Genomic DNA, 17439 nt, shown 5'->3' on the forward strand with positions numbered 1-17439 from the left:
ATTTTTTCTTACAAATTAAGCATGTTTTGCGATAAATGCTTCTAACGCTTCTTTTGGTTGGAAACCAACAGTTTTGTCTACTAATTCACCGTCTTTGAATAATAGTAATGATGGGATAGACATAATTTGGTATTGCGCTGCAGTACCTTGGTTGTTATCTACATCTACTTTTACAATTTTAGCCGCACTACCTGCAGCATCCATTTCTTCAAGAACTGGTCCAATCATTTTACATGGTCCGCACCAAGCAGCCCAAAAGTCTACTAGTACTAAACCTTCTTTAATATCGTCTTGGAAAGTTGCATCTGTTGCATGTACAATTGCCATTTGAAATCCTCCTTAAACTTACTATGTTTGTAGTATAGCATGGATAAATTCTCTTGAGCGAACAATCTGCCTAGTATGCAAAAATTATGAAAAATAAGGTCGAAAAAGGCATTAAGTTGATTTGTTATTTAGCCTCATTTTCTTGAAAACGACCTTTAAAGACATAAGTTAGCGTAATAAAGAGATAAATAGCTAATGTAATACCTGTTACGATAATAGATGTTGTGAAAATAATACCAATCAGAATTGCACTTAACGCAATAATAGCGATCCAAGTTGTATAAGGGAACAATTTTACTGCATAGGTACTTGTTTTTTCCGGCTGTTTTTTACGCGATTTCAGATGTGCAATCGCAATAATTAACCAAATAAATAACACGGTATATCCAAGCGAACCCATTAGGAAATCAAAAGTTTTGCTTCCCGCAAATAAAGAAAATATTACAGCCATATATAAAGCTAACGTACACGCTAATATGGCATATACCGGAACTTTTCTTTTTGATAAATGGGCAAAGATTTTAGGTACACGCCCGTCCACAGCTTGTGTATACAGAACACGTGATGAACCATAAAGTCCCGAGTTCATTGATGAAATAATAGCAAGTAGAACAACAGCGTTCATAATATGGTCAGCACCAGGGATCCCAATCATTTTAAAAACCATTACAAACGGACTTTCTGGCACCCCGTTTACTTCATTCCAAGGAATCAAACTAACGATAATAAAGAAAGGAATTAAATAAAAAGTCACGATACGTACTAATGTACTGCGAACAGCTTTTGGCACTACTTTCTCTGGATTTTTCGTTTCCGCTAATGTAATACCAATAATTTCAGTACCACCATAAGAATAAATAACTACAAGCATTGCAGCAATCAACCCCATTGATCCGTTCGGGAAGAAACCACCATGCTCCGTTAAATTTGAAAAACCAACAGCTGTATGATTACCAAAAGTAACAAGCAATAAAATTAATCCCGCTATGATGAACACCACAATAACGGTAATTTTAATTAACGCCAGCCAATATTCAGTTTCAGCAAAAACTTTCACCGATAACAAGTTAATGGCTGTAACTAACACCGAAACAGATAATGCAAGTATCCAAATTGGATAATCTGGCAACCAATACTGAATAAAAATGGCCGCAACTATAGATTCCGCCGCAATATTTAACACCCACATTTTCCAATAAATCCAATCTAGGAAATAAGCTGGATACTTTCCTAAAACGGCTTGCACTAAATCTCTAAATGTTCTCGCTTCGCTATTGCGGACTGCCATTTCTGCTAAACCTTGCATAACAAATAGCAGAATAATCCCACCAATTAAGTACGCAATTAGTACTGATGGTCCTGCCATATCAATGGCTGTACTACTTCCCTTAAACAACCCTGCACCAATGGCACCACCTAAAGCCATCATCGTAATATGCCGTGAGGTCATCGTTCTCTGTAATTTCTGATTATCATTTTCCATTTCCTTACCTCCTAAAATCAACAAATGCGCTAAAGTGCTCGTTTACATCCGACAAGCGCTGGAGAGCCAGAAGCAAAAGTAAGTGCTCCTCCATTTTTGCCCGGGGATCGAAGCGACCTCGAGGATGTAGCGCTTTAGCCTAGACGCAAAAAAGGCATATCGTCTGATCCTTCATTATCAAATGAAAGAAGAGACGATATGCCATAAGCAAACCGCGGTACCACTCTAATTGGTTCTATTAGAACCCAGCTTTAAAACCTAATAACGAAGGTTAACCGTCCAGCAAATAGAATATTCTGCAAATTCCATTTATCTTACCGCTCCTAGGCAAGTTCAAAGTCTTATTGGACTGCGTCGCACCAACCCGCAGCTCTCTTCACCAAATAATGAGCTTTTACTACTCCTAATCTTTGCGTTTCTTTATAAAAATCAATTATGCCTCGGCATAATTGCGTCTGGAATCGGCTTTGTGCTTGCACAAAGAACTCCTTCCCGATTCCATGACATCCGCCGGAGGCTTTAACTTCTTTCAGCGGATGTTTTTTGTACCGAAAGCGTAGCGACAGGTACAGATGTTTGATCCGCTGAAAGAAGTTAAATTAATATTCATCACTATACGTTCTAAAATTAATTATGTCAACATTTTATTTTGCAATAACTTTAAAAAATCAAAAAATTCGAACGCAAAAAAGCGGGGAAGACACATCCTCCCCGCTACAAAACAAATATTAATTTCGCCTTGGCGTAATTGTGTCCGGATTTCGAATTGTGCCTGCACAATTCAAAATCCGTGACATCCGCCGGAGGCTTTATCTTCATTCAGTAAATTTGCTGAATGAAGATAATTTAATTAGGCATTCACTTTTAACGCTTTAAATTCTTCGATTAAAAGAGGCACTACCTCAAATAAATCACCTACGATACCGTAGTCCGCAACTTTGAAAATATTTGCTTCTGGATCTTTATTAATCGCAACGATTACTTTTGAGTTTGACATACCAGCTAAGTGTTGAATCGCTCCAGAAATACCCGCTGCAATGTAAAGGTCTGGTGTTACTACCTTACCTGTTTGACCGATTTGAAGTGAGTAGTCACAATATTCAGCATCACATGCACCACGTGAAGCACCAACTGCACCACCAAGTAAATCTGCTAGCGCTTTTAATGGTTCAAAGCCTTCCTCAGATTTTACGCCACGACCACCTGCTACAACTACTTTTGCCTCAGAAAGATCAACACCCTCTGAAGATTTACGTACTACCTCTTTAATGATTGTACGAAGGTTTGTAATATCTACAGTAATAGAAGTGATGTCACCTGATTTACCGCTTACTTTTTCTAATGGTGCAATATTATTTGGACGAACTGAAGCTAAAACCAAACCGTCTTTTACTTTAACTTTTTCAAAAGCCTTACCAGAGTAAATTGGACGGATGAATGCAACATCATCGCCAGCACCCTCAATTGACGTTACATCAGATACAAGACCTGCTTGTAATTTACTTGCAATTTTCGGTGATAAATCTTTACCGTTTGCAGTATGACCAAATACGATACCAGTTGGCTTTTCTTCCTCAATTACTGCTAATAAAGCTTGACCATAGCCATCAGATGTATATTGTTTTAAATGTGGATGCTCCACTGTTACAACACGGTCTGCACCATATTCAAATAATGGACCAGTTAAGTTTGCTACGGCATCCCCTAAAAGAACACCAACAACCTCACCACCGTCTGCGATTTGCTTTGCAGCTGCGATTGCTTCGAAAGAAACATTACGTAAGCTTCCTTCACGAACTTCACCTAATACTAATACTTTTTTTGTCATAGTATATTCCCTCCGTTACCCTTTAAGATTCGATTTGTGTCATCAGATGACTTAAACTACTTTCGCCTCTGTATGAAGTAGGTTTACTAGCTCTTTTACTTGTGCAGAAAGTTCGCCTTCTAGAATACGGCCTGCTGCCTTTTGAGCCGGTAAGAAAATATCAACTGTTTCTACCTTAACCTCTACATCATCTTCATCAATATCTAAATCATCTAACTCAAGTTCTGCAAGCGGTTTCTTCTTCGCTTTCATGATCCCTGGTAAAGATGGGTAACGTGGCTCGTTTAAACCTTGTTGAGCTGTTATTAAAAGTGGTAAAGATGTCTCGATAACTTCTGAGTCACCTTCAATATCGCGTACAATTTTCGCAGATGTTCCGTCAATCTCAAGCTTTGTAATTGTTGTTACATAGTTAATACCTAGTAAATCTGCAACACGAGGTCCTACTTGGCCAGAGCCTCCGTCAATTGCAACGTTTCCTGTTAAAATTAAATCAGCATCTTTATCTTTTAAATATTCAGCTAAAATATATGCTGCTGCATTTTGATCCAGTTCATCTAGATCGTCTTCTGTATTAATAAGAACTGCTTCATCTGCTCCCATCGCAAGAGCTGTACGCAATTGCTTCTCTGTATCTTCGCCACCAATTGATACAACTGTTACTTTACCGCCAGCAGCGTCACGTACTTGGATTGCCTCTTCAATGGCATATTCATCGTAAGGATTGATGATGAACTCTGCGCCATCCTCTTGGATTTTACCACCCGACACAACAATTTTTTCTTCTGTATCAAACGTACGTTTAATTAATGCAAAAATATTCATATATCCATACCTCCTGCAACGTTTTTTATTTCTAAGTAAACTTATAAATATTATATATTTTCAGTGTCGATAACGTCGATATCACTCTTTCAAGTCGCTATCGACACTGATGGAATATTATTTACCAGTAAACACAGGCTCGCGTTTTTCAATAAATGCTTGAATTCCCTCTTTTGCATCTTCCGAAACGAATACTGTGCCAAAGGATTTTGCTTCTGCCTCAATACCTTCATAAAACGAAGCATGCTTAGCATATTGCAATGTTTGAATAGCTGCTTTTAAAGCAACTGGGCTCTTCTTCGCAATTTTCTTCGCTACCTTTAGCGTTTCTTCCAATAATGCTTCATCTGTAAATGCACGATTCGCTAAACCCCATTGTACAGCTTCTGTACCAGAAATCGGCTCACTTGTAAACATCATTTCTGCAGCTTTTGCAACCCCTACATATCGAGGTAGTCGTTGTGTACCCCCAAAACCTGGAATAAGACCTAATTGTAATTCAGGTAGTCCTAATTTCGCAGATTCTGTCACAAAGCGCAGATGACAGCTCATCGCTAGTTCAAGGCCCCCACCTAGTGCAGCACCATGAATTGCAGCAATAATAGGTTTAGAGAACGATTCAACTCGCTCAAAAACTTGTTGCCCATTGTTCGCTAGTTTTGAAAATTCATCACCAGATCCAACCTCTGTAAATTCTTTAATGTCTGCACCAGCTGAGAAGAAACGACCTTCGCCATGAAGTACAAGGACACGTACAGTGTCATCATTTTCTACTTCATCTAGCACAGCATTTACTTCGGTAATGATCCCACGAGATAATGCATTTGCTGGTGGGCGTGCAATTGTAATAATCGCTACTCCATCCTCTGCTTTCCAACTTAGAAATTCCATTTCTCCACATCCTTTTAAGCTTTAATGCCGTTCAAGATTAATGCCTGAACTTTTGGAACCTGTTCTATCAAATCATATCGATATTCATTCATAACCCACGATGTAATGGTTTCGTCAATTGTTCCAAATACCATTTGACGTGCCAAGCGTACATCCATCGTTTGATTGAACTCACCTGACAGCATACCTTCGATTAAAATTTGATCAAGTAATTGTAAATACTCTCTTAACACCGAATTGATCTTCAGTCGTAAATCTTTATTCGATTGTCGTAGTTCCAATTGTGTGACGGTTGCTAGGTATCGATCTGTCGCTAGAACATTAAAATGATTTTCAATCATTCGTGAAAGTTTGTCCTTAGACGTACTTCCATTTTCTATTATATCTTGTAATGACTCTACAAAAACAGCCATTTTTTCATTAAAGACAGAAATTAATATATCTTCTTTATTTTTAAAATATAAATAGATTGTTCCGTCGGCCACCCCTGCCTGTTTAGCAATCTTCGATACCTGTGCTTGGTGATACCCATTTTCTGCAATAACGATGACAGCTGCATCAATAATTTGCTTATATTTTGGCTTATCACGTTTCACTTTTATATCACCACCTAAAAAAACTTGCACACGTCTAAATTCATGCTCAATACATGATGTCATCCTTCAATGACCAGCCATCTCAAACTGATAGATTGTTAAGGATATGACGTGGCAACCTAAAAAAATATGAAAATATGAATGGTCATTCATTCATATTTTCATATTATAATTTACATCTTTGCTTGTCAATACTTTATCACGTATTTATTTTGCTTCTTTATTCACCAATTTCGTTTTTTCTTCATCAACTAATGCGCGCCGCAAAATTTTTCCAACTGCTGTTTTCGGTAGCTCATCTCTAAACTCATAATAGCGAGGAACTTTGAAAGCAGCTAAGTTTTGACGGCAATATTTATTTAATTCGTCTTCCGTAATCGAATATCCTTCTTTTAAAACAATATAAGCTTTTACGGTTTCTCCACGATACGGGTCAGGTATACCAGCAACAACACATTCTTGAATTTCTTCGCGCTCATATAGTACTTCCTCTACCTCACGAGGGTAAATATTAAAACCACCTGCAATAATTATATCTTTTTTACGATCAACTACATAGAAATAGCCTTCCTCGTCCATATAGCCAAGATCGCCTGTTAAAAACCAGCCATCTACGAACGCCGCTGCAGTATCCTCAGGGCGATTCCAATAGCCTTTCATAACCTGAGGGCCCTTTACAGCTATTTCACCAACCTCACCGACTGGAAGCACCTCAGCATCCCCTGCACGTAAAATTATTGAATCCGTATTTGGCCAAGGTAAACCAATCGAGCCCATGACACGCTTACCCCAAATAGGTGTTGAATGTGTGACAGGAGAAGTTTCTGTTAATCCATATCCTTCGACAAGTTTTCCCCCTGTTGCCGCTTCAAATTTCTCCTGCACCTCTACAGGCAATGAAGCGGATCCACTTATGCATGCTTTGATAGACGACAAGTCGTACTTTGCAATATCCGGATGATTTAATAAACCAATATATAAAGTCGGTGCACCTGGGAATAGTGTTGGCTTTTGCTTATCAATTGTTTTTAACGCTGTCTCTGCATCAAACTTTGGTAATAACACCATCTTATTTTGCGTGAATACGGATAATAAAATAACAGCCGTCATACCATAAACATGGAAGAATGGCAGTATGCCCATAATGGTTTCCTCGCCATGTACACATTTATACATCCACGCATCACACATTGTTGTATTAGCAATTAAGTTTTTATGGGTCAACATTACACCTTTAGGGAAGCCAGTCGTTCCACCTGTATATTGAAGCAGTGCTACGTCCTCTTCAAAATCAAATGGAATATCAATCATTTTGATGGGCGCTGAGCGCATAATTTCTGTAAATAAATGATTTTGACCACTATGTTCAACCTTTACACTAAAACCGTACTGTTTTTTTTGAATATAGGGATAAACCAAATTTTTTGGAAATGGTAAATAATCTTTAATAGCCGTGACAATTACATTTTCAAGTGCAGTTTCTTTTATGATTTTCATAACACGTGGATACAAAATATCCATCAATAAAATAACTTTCGCACCTGAATCAGCCATTTGATATTGAAGTTCACGCTCAGTATAAAGTGGATTTGTTTGTACGACAATCGCTCCAGCATACATTGCCCCGTAGTAAGCGATTACACTTTGCGGTGAGTTTGGCAGCATAATAGCTACTCGATCTCCCTTCTCTACTCCAAGGGCTTGTAAATAGTTTGCGAACCTTAGCGCTGAATCATATAGCTCAGTGTACGTCAAATCCTTTCCCATAAAATGAATCGCAACTTTGGATGGATTCTTTTTATAGGCACGTGTCAAAAACTCTTGCACAGGAATTTCCTCAAACGTTAAAGACGATGGTATTTCTTCAGGATAATTTTTTAGCCATGGTTTTGTTGTCATACGTCCTCTCCCCTTTGCCCCAAATTTGTAAACTCTTATTTTAATTATAATGAAAAAGAAATACTCTTTCAAACACAAAATAGAAAATAAGTGCATTTTCGATTAATTATTATGCGTTTAACAACATTTATATAACTGTATTTCTTAGGATTTTTGATCGACAGAGCGTATGAATACTCATTCATTCTTTCTTTTTTCATGCACAAAGCTGAGTTAATATTTCTATATTCCAAAAATATTTTTTTAATGATAACTTTTTAGATAGATGAAGGAATATTAATAGGTTTTAGTATTATTTTTAGATAGGGTTGATATGAGGATGATGTAACTTATGATTTTTTTTGAGGGTATAGTAGTTTTTTATTTATCGGGGCGGTTACACACTCAACCTGAAGGGGCTCTCTTCGGGCCTGAGTAGTTCTTTACACTTTTCCGTCGCTTTGACCTTTCGTTCCGTCGCTCTGATTATTCTTTCCGTCGCTTTGGCTCTTCTTTCCGTCGCTTTGACTCTTCTTTCCGTCGCCCTGCCTTCTTTCCGTCGCTTTGACCTTTCGTTCCGTCGCTCTGGCTCTTCTTTCCGTCGCCCTGACTCTTCTTTCCGTCGCCCTGCCTTCTTTCCGTCGCTTTGACCTTTCGTTCCGTCGCTCTGGCTATTCTTTCCGTCGCTTTGACTCTTCTTTCCGTCGCTCTGGCTATTCTTTCCGTCGCCCTGCCTTCTTTCCGTCGCTTTGACCTTTCGTTCCGTCACTCTGGCTCTTCTTTCCGTCGCCCTGACTCTTCTTTCCGTCGCTTTGACTTCTTTCCGTCGCTAGACACTCGAGCAATTCTTCTCTTTACCCATAAAAAAACGCATCCTCATAAAAGGATGCGTTTTTTTGCTTAAAGGGTCATCATATAATAGACACCGACTGCCAAAAATGCGATGCAGACAACGATTAGTACTTTTGCTAATTTTTCCATGTCATTACACTCCTATGCAATACTTGCCCCAATAACAAACGATAGACCGAGTGAAATGGTAAAGGAAATGAAACCGACTGAGCGATTATCGTTTGCGATTTCTTGATCAACATTAAAACGTGGGGTCATAAATTCAAATAAGAAATACGCCACAATCAGTAATGTAAAACCAAAGAGGCCCCAGCCAATCATTTCACTTAAAGTGCTATGGCGCGCAATGGAAAAGCGAAAAATATTACAGATCCCCAGTATTTTCCCGCCGGTTGCAAGTGCCACAGCGATATTACCATTTTTAATTTCTTCCCAGTTTTTATATTTCGTAACGACTTCGAACAATGCCATCGAGACGACTAAACATAATACAACAACACTAAAATATCCCGCCGTTTCGATAATTGGATATCGCCAAAAGCTAGAATTCAGCATTTTTCTCCGTCCCCTTTACTGCTTATTTCAATTCCACAACCGTGACACCTAATCCTCCCTCGCCCGCTTCACCAAAACGGAAGGATTTTACACGCTTATGCTTTTTCAAATAGCTTTGAATTCCCTGACGTAATGCACCTGTACCGACACCATGAATAATTGATACACGCCCATAGTTAGCAAGCAAGGCATCATCAATATATTTTTCCGTACGTATGATGGCATCTTCATACCGTTCGCCGCGTAAATCTAATTCTAATTTCACTTGGCTATTGCGATTTTTCACACCAGCCATACGTTGAACAGGTTCTTTTTCGGGTTTAATGTACTCTAGATCACTATCCGAGATTTTCATTTTCAAAATACCCATTTGGACAACCCATTCGATATCTGATACTTTTTCGAGCAATGTACCCCGTTGTCCATAGCTTAACACCTTTACCTCGTCTCCGACAACTAAGTTTTGTGCACGAGCCTTTACTTGTGCCGCTTTTTTTAGCACTTTATTGTTTTCAAGTGGTGTAGCTTCTTCCAATCGTTTACGTGCTTCGATGAGTTCATGCTCTTTGACAACTTGGTCTGCATTTTTGCGCATTTCTCGAAGCTCAGTAATAATTGATTCTGCTTCTCTTTTTGCTTCATCAACAATTTTACGAGCCTTCTCTTTCGCTTTTTTATCGAGTGCTTCTTTGCGGTCATCGTAAGCTTGTAGTTTTTCTTGTAGCTCTTTTCGTAGGGCTTCAGACTCTATCATTAATTCATGAGAGCGTTCTGCATCATCTTCGGATTGGCGACGAGTCTCTTCAAGTGAAGCAATCATTGACTCTACTTCATGGCGATCTGTACCTGTAAAGCTTTTCGCACGGTCAATAATCGATTCTGGTAAGCCCAGGCGACTTGAAATTTCAAATGCATTAGAGCGGCCTGGTACACCAATAAGTAGACGGTATGTTGGACTCAATGTCTCAATATCAAACTCTACACTTGCATTGGCAACTCCTGGACGATTATAGCCATATGCTTTTAGCTCAGGATAGTGCGTTGTTGCCATAACGCGGGCGCCACGACCATGTACTTCATCTAAAATGGAGATGGCCAGAGCTGCCCCTTCCTGAGGGTCTGTCCCGGCACCTAATTCATCAAATAGAACGAGTGATTCGTCATCAAACTTTTGTAAGATATCTACTATGTTGACCATATGAGAGGAGAATGTTGACAATGATTGCTCAATTGACTGTTCATCTCCAATATCTGCAAAAAGCTGCTTGAAAACAGCAAGCTCTGAACCATCAAGTGCAGGCACTGGTAACCCAGCCTGTGCCAATAATGTACATAGTCCAACTGTTTTTAAAGTGACGGTTTTACCACCCGTGTTTGGTCCTGTAATCACAATTGCCGTAATGTCTTTCCCAAATTCAATATCGTTAGCAACCGCCGTTTCAAATGGTAAAAGTGGATGACGTGCACGAACAAGTCGAATATAGCCGTCGTTATTCATTTTAGGCATTGTACATTTGTTCGCTTGACCGTATTTGCCTTTAGCTAAAATGACGTCAATCTCACCTAGTACTTTTACTAAGTTAAATAAATCTGGAGCTACTTCCTCTACCATTGCACTTAAGGCAAGTAAGATACGTTCAATTTCAGCTTGCTCTTTCATTTTTAATCGATGAATTTCATTATTCGCTTGTACAATCGAATCTGGCTCGATAAATAATGTTTGGCCAGAAGATGATTGGTCATGCACAATTCCACCATAATGATGACGATACTCTTGCTTAACGGGAATAACAAAGCGATCATTACGAATCGTTACAAGTGTATCTGAGAGCATTTTTGAAGCATTACTTCCACGTATAAGGCTTTCTAACTTAGAACGTACTTTAGCCTCCTCTGCGCGCAATGACTGGCGAATTGAACGCAAAGTTTGGCTAGCAGAGTCTAGCACTGAGCCATTGTCATCAATACAGTTATTAATTTCATGTTGCAAGCCTGTCAAAACAGGCATTGCTTCCTTTTTAGCGATGAAATGAGGGATCTCAATCACTTCTTCTGATTCTATATCTTCGATAAAATTACGGAGAATTCTACTAGCTCGAATTGTACTTGAAACTTCCATTAGTTCCATCGCTGACAGCATGCCACCGATTTGTGCACGCCTTGCAGCTGGTCGCACATCAAAAATTCCACCCATCGGCACATTGCCTTTAACACGTAAAATGGATAGTCCTTCATCCATTTCTTCTAATAATTGTACAACTTTTTCATAGTCTGTCTGTGGTACAAGTTCATCAACCGCTGATTTACCGATTGAAGAAGTACAGTATGTAGCCACTTGCTGACGTACTTTATCATATTCTAGTGTTTTCAATGCGCGTTCTGCGATCACCGAGAACACCTCCTCAACCTATTTATTTCGTCGAATAAACGCTTCAAACTGTTCTCGCGTCCATGTATTCACAATCATATCCTTTTTCAACCATGCTCTGTTTGCGTAGCGCACCCCAATATCCATAAAGCGTAAATGAGCAATATCATGGGCATCCGTATTGATTGCTACGGGCACACCAGCTGCCAAAGCCATTTCTAAATGATCAACACATAAATCAAGACGATATGGATTCGCATTTAACTCTAAAATTTTACCATATTCCTTTGCCCACGAAATTAATTGCCCCATATCAGGATTATAGCCATTACGATCCTCAATAATGCGACCAGTTGGATGTGCAATCATATGAACGTACGGATTTTGCATCGCCGTCAGTAAACGTGCCATAATTTTGTCCTGCGATTGTGTAAAGCTAGAGTGAATAGAGGCAATTACGAAATCTAATTCTCTTAGCACCTCATCTTCAAAATCTAGGGAACCATCCGGCAAAATATCCATTTCTGTCCCCGCATATAAATGGAAATCTGGATGTGCTTCATTAAATGTCTCAATTTCAGCACGTTGCTTTGTTAAGCGCTCCGGCGTTAGACCATTCGCTACTTTTAAAAATTGTGAATGGTCAGTAATAACACTATATTGATAGCCACGCGCTATTAATGCCTTGCCCATTTCAGCTACAGAGTATGCACCATCAGACCAAGTCGTATGCATATGCAAATCTGCTTTCATATCTTCTATTTTCACTAGACTTTTAATGTCATCTGTTTTGTCAAATTCCGTTGTTCCTGTACGCAAACTCGGCGGGATAAATGGTAAATCAAAATGCGCAAAAAATTCTTCTTCATCCTTAAACGTTAATACGGTGCCATCAGCCTGCTCTACACCATATTCACTAATTTTTTCACCACGGGCTTTAGCAATTTGACGCATGCGTACATTGTGATCTTTTGAGCCTGTGAAATGATGCAAGGCCGTTGCATATTCAACATCTCTTACTAATCGGAAATCTACACTTACAGGCTCATCTAAATCTAAAATAACTGAAATTTTTGTATCACCAGCTGCTACGACTTCTTGTACAGAAAGCTCATTCAGTAGCTTTTCACGTACAGTTTCAACTGCTTCGGTTACAACAATAAAATCAATATCTTTACTTGTTTCAGTTGCACGACGGAAGCTTCCAGCAACAGAAAAACGTTCCACTTCTTCCATACTACCTAGAAGAGCTTCAATTTGTAAAACAACTGGATCCAGCTGCCAAATCGGTAAACGTTCTGATCGATTTGCTAAATTTGCAAGTTCCTTTAAAATTTTTTCTTCGGTCTTAGCCGCAAAGCCTACCAGCTCACGAACTTTACCTTCCTCACAAGCAGTCTTTAAACTTTCCGCACAATCGACCCCTAACTCTTGATGAAGCTTAGCAATTTTTTTACCACCTAAGCCTGGAAGTTTTAATAGCGGGAGCAATCCTTTTGGTACAATTTCTTCTAATTCCTTTAATAAGCTTGATTCACCATTTGTCATTAAATCCTCAATAACAGCCGCTGTACCTTTACCTATACCTTTAAGCTTTGTTACATCCTCCATCTCACTTAATGAGCGCTCGTCCCCCTCAAGTGCGGCAGCAGCTTTTCGAAAGGCAGACACTTTGAATGGATTTTCCCCTTGTAATTCCATATACAATGCAATTTTTTCAAATGTGCGAATAATTGTTTTTTTGTTCATTGGGAATTCCTCCTATCGTAAAAACACTTCCCTCAAAACCGAGAGAAGTGCACAGTTTGCTATTGCATATAAATATACCACCAATTTTGGAACATACTTGTAATAATTGGGGTGTGTTCCAAAATGAGACCACTTAACAACGACTTCGACATTAAACTTTGAATAGAAGCAACTGGCAATAAAGCAAGAATGTACAGCAAAATAAACATAATTAAATAGTTTTCAATCATGCCAAACAATGCTCCAAGCCAGCGATTTACTGTACCTAACACAGGTAAATACGCTATAAAATCAAAAATCGATGCCACAATTTGCATTGTAATTTTCACCGCAAAGAAAATAACTGCAAATGCAATGACACGGTAAAAAGTGCGGTCTAAATCCAGGCTATCAATAACTACTCCAAGACTACCTGAATCCGTTACACCTGGATACGGAACCCAAAACACAAATTTTTGTGCTAATGGTTTATAATAGATATACGCAACTATTAGGGCAACTATAAAGCTAACGATATGCATCATCTGAACAATGAAACCACGTTTTGCACCAACAATGAGCCCGGCTAATAGCACCGCTAATATGATTAAATCTAACATTCACTTCAACCCTTTAATTTTTTCAATTCTTCTTCTAATTGTTCCATTTGTTCTTTTAATAGTAAATAATCGTGAACGGTATTTACTGCTGTAAGAACGGCAAGCTTTGTGCTATCAAGAGAGGGATTATGTACATTCATTTCGCGCATACGGTCATCAACAATCGAAGCGACAAGTCGCATATGTCCCATGGATTCAGAGCCGACCATTTTATATGTATGACCGTAGATTTCCACAGAAATTTTATTCTTTTCTTGATTTTCCATAGTCGCACCCTCCTTTAAAATTTTTGTGCTCACGAATTTTTTTATTGTGAGCAGCTTACACAAAAAAGCTATTTATTATCATAACATGAAAGGTATAAAATTGTGAACAACGAGGACAGAAAGGAACGAGTAAATGTCAAATATTGTACTTTCCATATCAACAAATATACAAAAAGAGGTGATGTCTTACTATGCAAACCATTTTGTAGAGCGTAAAGCTCCAGGTGTAATCTTTGCCGCAAAGCTCCCAGATACAGCAATTACGATGTACAAATCAGGTAAATTAATGTTCCAAGGGGGAGGAGCTGAACGAGAAGCTGCACGCTGGGGAAACATAGAAGTAAAAAACACACAAAAATCATCGTCGATAGGAGCAAAGGGCGATGTTCTTCCAGAAGGTTTTGCTACGATGTCGGTGCTAGGCTCAGACGAAACTGGTACTGGTGATTATTTCGGCCCAATAACAGTTGCAGCCGTATATGTCCCATCATCAAAAATTGCGCTTATAAACGAACTTGGTGTCAAAGACTCAAAAATGCTAACGGATGATTACATGCGTAAAATAGCACCTGATCTACGTGCAGCTTGCGTCCATAGTGTACTTGTACTACGCAATGAAAAATATAACGAATTACAAGCACGAGGTTACTCTCAAGGTAAGATGAAAGCTATGATGCACAATCGGGCACTTAAAAATGCACTGGCAAAAATGGCGCCAGAAAAACCAGAGCATATTTTGATAGATCAGTTTGCGGAACGCGGCGTTTATTACAATTACTTAAAAAATGAACGCGATATTGTTCGAGAGGATGTGCTATTTTCTACGAAGGCCGAGCAATTACATCTTTCCGTAGCAACTGCATCGATATTAGCTCGTGCTGCATTTTTAAAAGAAATGGACCGACTGAGCGAGATTGCTGGAATAGAGTTGTTGAAGGGAGCTTCAGCGAAAGTAGATGCGTTAGCAGCACGCATTTGGCGGAAACAAGGTGAGGAATTTTTACGCTCCATTACGAAATGGCATTTTGCGAATACTGAGAAAGCTAAAAAGATGAAATAAAATTGGTCTATTAGACAAAAAAAAATTTCGCTATACTCCAGCAGATTACAAGTTATATACAACTTGTTCTCTATTGTAGTTAGCGAAATTCTTTATATCAAAAACTTATTATGACCAGATTTTTGTTTAGCTTAATATTTAAACTGTCTAATTGTTTGTTGTAGATTTTCAGACATTTTAGCAAGGGCTTCAGCCGATGCAGCGATTTCTTCCATAGAAGCAAGCTGTTCCTCTGTTGCGGCGGAAATATTTTGTGCACTTGCTGTATTTTCATTTGTTCGCTGAAGTACACTTTCAATACCCATTGCCACTTGATTGGAGTGTTCAGAAATAACTTTTGCTGTCTCTGAAATTTGTCCTATTTCATAGGTTACGCTTTGTACATTATCACTAATTTCTTTGAATGACTTTCCTGCCACATTTGTTACATCAATTCCCTTTAATACCTCAGCTGAACCAGCAGACATTGATTCAACCGCTAGTTTTGTATCGGCTTGAATATAATCAATGATATCTTTTATTTGCATTGTTGATTGTGCGGATTGCTCAGCAAGCTTTCGCACCTCATCAGCAACAACTGCAAAACCTTTTCCATGCTCACCTGCACGAGCAGCTTCAATTGCAGCATTTAAAGCTAAAAGATTTGTTTGATCAGCAATTTGCGTAATGGCCTCTACAATACGTCCGATTTCATTAGAACGTTCACTTAGTGTTTGTACTGTGTTTTCAAGTGCTTGGACAGTACTTTGAATCATTTTCATTTGGCCAATTGCTGTTTGAATAGTTTTGTCTCCTATCACAACAGCCTCCATTGCTTTATTCGACATCTCATTAACGGTATCGGACTTTACTGCAATTTGCTGAATGGATGAAGACATTTCAAGTACAGCGTTAGTGCTATCATTAATTGTTTCGGCTTGCAAATCAACCGTTTCAGCAAATGTTTGAATGGAATCAACAATTTGCGATGTAGCTCGTTTATTTTCTGATGTACTGGCTGTAAGTTCCTCCGATGATGCAGCTAACTGATTTGATTCCTCACCAATGTTACCAACTACACCACGTAAAGATAGAATCATTTTATTGAATATATCCGCCAATTTACCTATCTCATCATGTCTTTTAATTTCAATTAAATTACGTAAATCACCGTCTCCTACCTGCTCAGCTACTGTTGACAACTTTTGTAATGGGTGAATGATTGATCTTATAATGAAGGCACCAATGATTCCAAATATGATAAGAGCAATAACAATGACTGTCATAGTGTTTGTTAAAATTGGTTTTGTGACAGTTGCTACATCTGCTAAATCCATAGTACCAACAATTTTCCAACCTGTTAGTTTATTGGTAGTAAAAAACACTTGATACTCTTTTCCATCTTCCTTAATGGTAAAACTACCATCTTCTTTTCCTTGCATCTTTTCTATATATGACTTTTTAAGCTCCGATCCTGCCTCTAACTCCGGATCAGCAATAATAAGATTATTGGCATTTACTAATGTAGCATAGCCATTATCACCTATTTCCACTGAATTCACTAGCTCGGAAATTCCGTCTAAATTTAGACCAATAGAAATAACTCCTGAACGATCCTGTAAACCAGCTGATACTGCTAATATTAATTCACCTGTAATCGTTGATTTATATGGATCAATCATAACGTTTTTGCCAGGTGATTCAATAGCCGTTAAGTACCATGGTCGCGTAAATGGATCATAATCAGTTGAGGATTCAGCTTGTGGTTCACGCATAAATTTGTGCCCCTCAATTGCCAAATTGACAACAGAGACATTGCTATGTAAAGCATTATATTTTTCTAATTCCTTTAAAGCATCTGCATCTTGCACATTCTTATTAAAAGAAGCAGCTAAATACTCCACATCACTTTGAATAGGTGATATCTCATTTGAAATTAGTGTATTTAATAAATCGACATTTTCGCGTGAGCTTTTACTTAATTCCTTATAATATTGATCAGAAGCCTTCAAATATGAAAACGTACCAATAGCAATGCTGGGGATTAAAAGTGTCAAAGTAAACGCCCATATTAATCGGGCTCGTACGGAAAAGCCTCTTCTTTTTCGATGATTTTTCATAATAACTACCACCCCATAGTAAATTTTTCTATCCAAAACTTACTATACACATAATATAGATAA

The 17439-nt window shown here is 38.5% G+C and carries 16 protein-coding genes and 1 other annotated feature; of the genes, 3 read left to right on the forward strand and 13 right to left on the reverse strand.

What is annotated here, in order from left to right:
- Positions 1-15 precede the first annotated feature (15 nt).
- The 7 genes from trxA to ABH966_RS02935 all read right to left on the reverse strand — a co-directional run bounded on the left by trxA (position 16) and on the right by ABH966_RS02935 (position 7849).
- Positions 16-327 (reverse strand): thioredoxin, encoded by a 312-nt coding sequence (trxA, locus tag ABH966_RS02905; RefSeq protein ID WP_004226420.1) that lies wholly within the window; start codon positions 325-327, stop codon positions 16-18.
- Positions 328-451: 124 nt separating this feature from the next.
- Positions 452-1810, reverse strand: a complete 1359-nt coding sequence (locus ABH966_RS02910; RefSeq protein WP_370075570.1) for an amino acid permease — start codon at positions 1808-1810, stop codon at positions 452-454.
- 186 nt (positions 1811-1996) lie between these two features.
- Positions 1997-2230, reverse strand: a binding site (T-box leader).
- A 430-nt stretch (positions 2231-2660) separates the two neighbouring features.
- On the reverse strand, positions 2661-3638 hold the full coding sequence (locus tag ABH966_RS02915; RefSeq protein ID WP_370075571.1) for an electron transfer flavoprotein subunit alpha/FixB family protein: 978 nt from the start codon (positions 3636-3638) through the stop codon (positions 2661-2663).
- A gap of 51 nt (positions 3639-3689) precedes the next feature.
- Positions 3690-4463: an electron transfer flavoprotein subunit beta/FixA family protein gene (locus tag ABH966_RS02920; RefSeq protein ID WP_049667561.1), complete on the reverse strand. Its 774-nt coding sequence runs from the start codon at positions 4461-4463 to the stop codon at positions 3690-3692.
- 117 nt (positions 4464-4580) lie between these two features.
- The gene (locus tag ABH966_RS02925) at positions 4581-5354 is read right to left on the reverse strand and encodes an enoyl-CoA hydratase (RefSeq protein ID WP_370075572.1); all 774 of its coding nucleotides are present in this window, start codon (positions 5352-5354) and stop codon (positions 4581-4583) included.
- A gap of 14 nt (positions 5355-5368) precedes the next feature.
- The gene (locus tag ABH966_RS02930; RefSeq protein ID WP_049667778.1) at positions 5369-5950 is read right to left on the reverse strand and encodes a fatty acid metabolism transcriptional regulator FadR; all 582 of its coding nucleotides are present in this window, start codon (positions 5948-5950) and stop codon (positions 5369-5371) included.
- A gap of 207 nt (positions 5951-6157) precedes the next feature.
- A complete protein-coding gene (locus ABH966_RS02935; protein ID WP_370075573.1) occupies positions 6158-7849 on the reverse strand; it encodes an AMP-binding protein in 1692 nt (563 codons plus the stop codon).
- A gap of 440 nt (positions 7850-8289) precedes the next feature.
- Here ABH966_RS02935 and ABH966_RS02940 point away from each other — a divergent pair, with 440 nt between their 5' ends.
- Together ABH966_RS02940 and ABH966_RS02945 are read left to right on the forward strand one after the other, a co-directional pair.
- Positions 8290-8478 carry a hypothetical protein gene (locus tag ABH966_RS02940; protein ID WP_370075574.1) on the forward strand — a complete coding sequence of 63 codons (189 nt, stop codon included), beginning with the start codon at positions 8290-8292 and terminating at the stop codon, positions 8476-8478.
- Positions 8475-8732: a hypothetical protein gene (locus ABH966_RS02945; protein WP_370075575.1), complete on the forward strand. Its 258-nt coding sequence runs from the start codon at positions 8475-8477 to the stop codon at positions 8730-8732. Before ABH966_RS02940 ends, ABH966_RS02945 begins: the two co-directional genes overlap by 4 nt.
- Positions 8733-8821: 89 nt before the next feature.
- Here the strand turns inward: ABH966_RS02945 and ABH966_RS02950 are convergent, their stop codons facing one another.
- From ABH966_RS02950 to zapA, 5 genes are read right to left on the reverse strand one after another with little or no spacing between them, the layout of a single operon-like run.
- On the reverse strand, positions 8822-9235 hold the full coding sequence (locus ABH966_RS02950) for a DUF350 domain-containing protein (protein ID WP_132357141.1): 414 nt from the start codon (positions 9233-9235) through the stop codon (positions 8822-8824).
- A gap of 22 nt (positions 9236-9257) precedes the next feature.
- A complete protein-coding gene (locus tag ABH966_RS02955; protein ID WP_370075576.1) occupies positions 9258-11624 on the reverse strand; it encodes an endonuclease MutS2 in 2367 nt (788 codons plus the stop codon).
- 18 nt (positions 11625-11642) lie between these two features.
- Positions 11643-13352, reverse strand: a complete 1710-nt coding sequence (gene polX / locus ABH966_RS02960) for a DNA polymerase/3'-5' exonuclease PolX (protein WP_370075577.1) — start codon at positions 13350-13352, stop codon at positions 11643-11645.
- A gap of 59 nt (positions 13353-13411) precedes the next feature.
- On the reverse strand, positions 13412-13951 hold the full coding sequence (locus ABH966_RS02965; protein ID WP_370075579.1) for a CvpA family protein: 540 nt from the start codon (positions 13949-13951) through the stop codon (positions 13412-13414).
- A 5-nt stretch (positions 13952-13956) separates the two neighbouring features.
- Positions 13957-14217, reverse strand: coding sequence for a cell division protein ZapA (gene zapA, locus ABH966_RS02970; protein ID WP_370075581.1), 261 nt, complete (start codon positions 14215-14217; stop codon positions 13957-13959).
- Between the two features lie 133 nt (positions 14218-14350).
- Between zapA and rnhC the strand changes: the two genes are divergently transcribed.
- Positions 14351-15277 (forward strand): ribonuclease HIII, encoded by a 927-nt coding sequence (rnhC, locus tag ABH966_RS02975; RefSeq protein ID WP_370075583.1) that lies wholly within the window; start codon positions 14351-14353, stop codon positions 15275-15277.
- A gap of 131 nt (positions 15278-15408) precedes the next feature.
- Here rnhC and ABH966_RS02980 read toward each other — a convergent pair whose 3' ends face one another.
- Positions 15409-17376: a methyl-accepting chemotaxis protein gene (locus ABH966_RS02980; protein ID WP_370075585.1), complete on the reverse strand. Its 1968-nt coding sequence runs from the start codon at positions 17374-17376 to the stop codon at positions 15409-15411.
- Positions 17377-17439 lie beyond the last annotated feature (63 nt).

This window comes from Lysinibacillus sp. RC46, assembly GCF_041262385.1.
Lineage (GTDB): Bacteria > Bacillota > Bacilli > Bacillales_A > Planococcaceae > Lysinibacillus.